Source organism: Pseudomonas sp. PIC25, assembly GCF_002286785.1.
Classification (GTDB): Bacteria; Pseudomonadota; Gammaproteobacteria; order Pseudomonadales; family Pseudomonadaceae; genus Pseudomonas_M.
In genome coordinates, this window is sequence record NZ_MUJY01000014.1 from 1 (window position 1) to 2,111 (window position 2,111).

2 protein-coding genes are annotated in these 2,111 nt (G+C 59.3%); both read right to left on the minus strand.

Annotated elements, in window-relative coordinates:
* Window positions 1-131: 131 nt before the first annotated feature.
* Complete coding sequence (gene nadA / locus BZL41_RS00330) at window positions 132-1,190, minus strand: quinolinate synthase NadA (RefSeq protein WP_095597452.1); 1,059 nt, start codon at window positions 1,188-1,190, stop codon at window positions 132-134.
* A gap of 90 nt (window positions 1,191-1,280) precedes the next feature.
* The gene (locus tag BZL41_RS00335) at window positions 1,281-1,775 is read right to left on the minus strand and encodes a lytic transglycosylase domain-containing protein (RefSeq protein ID WP_218224308.1); all 495 of its coding nucleotides are present in this window, start codon (window positions 1,773-1,775) and stop codon (window positions 1,281-1,283) included.
* Between the last annotated feature and the right edge of the window lie 336 nt (window positions 1,776-2,111).

The window sequence follows — 2,111 nt, forward strand, 5'->3', positions numbered from 1 at the left end:
CACCGCCCAAGGCCATCAAGGCCCAGGACGGTGAAGATTTCGAAGACCCGCTATCCAGTGGATCGGAAGGCTGCTCCGCTTAAGTGAACAGCATTAGGCTCTCATGGCCGGGCTTTTTGTTTTTGAGAGCGTCAGGCGTTACCCGCAAGCTTCATCCGCGCCGCCTGGGTGAAGTCCAGCATGCGCTTGAGCGGTTTCACCGCCTTGGGAATCAGGGCAGGGTCGACCAGGATCTCGTTGCTGCCTTCGCGCAACGATTTAAGGACGCGCTCCAGGGTGTTCATGGCCATCCAGGGACAGTGGGCACAGCTCCGGCAGGCGGCGCCGTTGCCGGCAGTGGGCGCCTCGATGAACGTCTTGTCCGGGCAGAGCTGCTGCATCTTGTAGAAGATGCCGCGATCAGTGGCGACGATGAAGGTCGGGTTCGGCAGCGTCTGCGCAGCCTTGATCAATTGGCTGGTGGAGCCCACCGCGTCAGCCAGTTCGATCACGGCTTCAGGCGACTCGGGGTGCACCAGTACGGCAGCGTCCGGGTAGAGCGCCTTCATGTCCTCGAGTTGCTTGGCCTTGAACTCCTCATGGACGATGCAGGCGCCGTCCCAGAGCAGCATATCCGCACCGGTCTCACGCTGGATATAGCGCCCGAGGTGCTTATCCGGCGCCCAGATGATCTTTTCGCCGTTATCCATCAGGCTTTCGACGATTTCCAGGGCGCAACTGGAGGTCACCACCCAGTCCGCACGCGCCTTCACCGCCGCCGACGTATTGGCATAGACGACCACGGTACGTTCGGGGTGCTGGTCGCAGAACGCCGAGAACTCCTCCACGGGGCAGCCCAGGTCGAGCGAGCAGGTCGCCTCCAGGGTCGGCATGAGGATGCGCTTTTCCGGATTGAGGATTTTCGCCGTCTCGCCCATGAACTTGACGCCGGCCACCACCAGGGTTTGTGCCGGGTGCTGACTACCGAAGCGGGCCATCTCCAGGGAGTCGGAAACACAGCCGCCAGTCTCTTCCGCCAGAGCCTGGATCACCGGATCGCAGTAATAGTGAGCAACCAGAACCGCGTTCTGCTTTTGCAGCTCAGCGGCGATCTCGCTACGGTAACGGGCCTCCTCCTCGGGAGTCAGCGGCTTGGGCTGCTTGGCGGCAAGGTGGGCCTGTACCAAAAGGCGTTCGGAAATCTGCGTCATTTCTACTCAAAGACCTGCGGCATCTGCATCGCGGCCTAGGAGTATACCACCGAGCCACTGGGGCACAGGAAAGACCCCCGTCCCGCAGGATCATTCGTCCAAGCCGGCGAGCAGCGAATAGCGACGCATGACCTTTTTCACGTAATGCTGCGTTTCGGGATACGGCGGTATTTGATATTGATACTTCATCACCGCCCCCTCACCGGCGTTATAGGCTGCGAGAACCAGTTCCGGGTCTTCCTCGAACTTTTCGTTCAGGTAGGCCAGGTAGAGCGTCCCGGCCAGGATATTGGCGAACGGATCGGTCAGTGTCTGAGCCATGGTCTGTCCACGATGCCGCTCGATACCGAAACGCTCCGCCGTCGAAGGAATCACTTGCATCAGACCGACCGCCCCTTTCGGCGATACGGCACGCTGGTTGAACGAGGATTCCGCTTCTATCACCGCCATGACCAGCATCGGATCGACCTCGTAAATCTCCGCCAACATGTCGACGATTTCCTCTATTCGCCCCCTGCTCGCAGCCTGGTCCATCAAAGACGCCCCTGCCACACTGGGCAACAGCAGCAATATCAGCGTCAGCATTCGGCCGAGAAGCCTACATAAGACCGATCGCCTGATTGTGCCTGCCGACATATGCCACCTCCCTTTTCCTCTCGCTGAAACCATCTACGCGCCGTCGCTTGGAGGCTGTCCCGACACGCAGGACAACCGACAGCAGGTGAGTGGTTTCCTGAGCGGTACGGTTCGCCCAGAAATGCCAAAGAGAAGAGATGGATGCCGTGCAGGCTGGGGGAAAAATACTTGAACGCAGAAAACGAAAAAGCCGGAAACATCACTGTCTCCGGCTTTCCGAGCTTCCACAGAAGCTTGATATGGTGGGTCGTGTAGGATTCGAACCTACGACCAATTGGTTAAAAG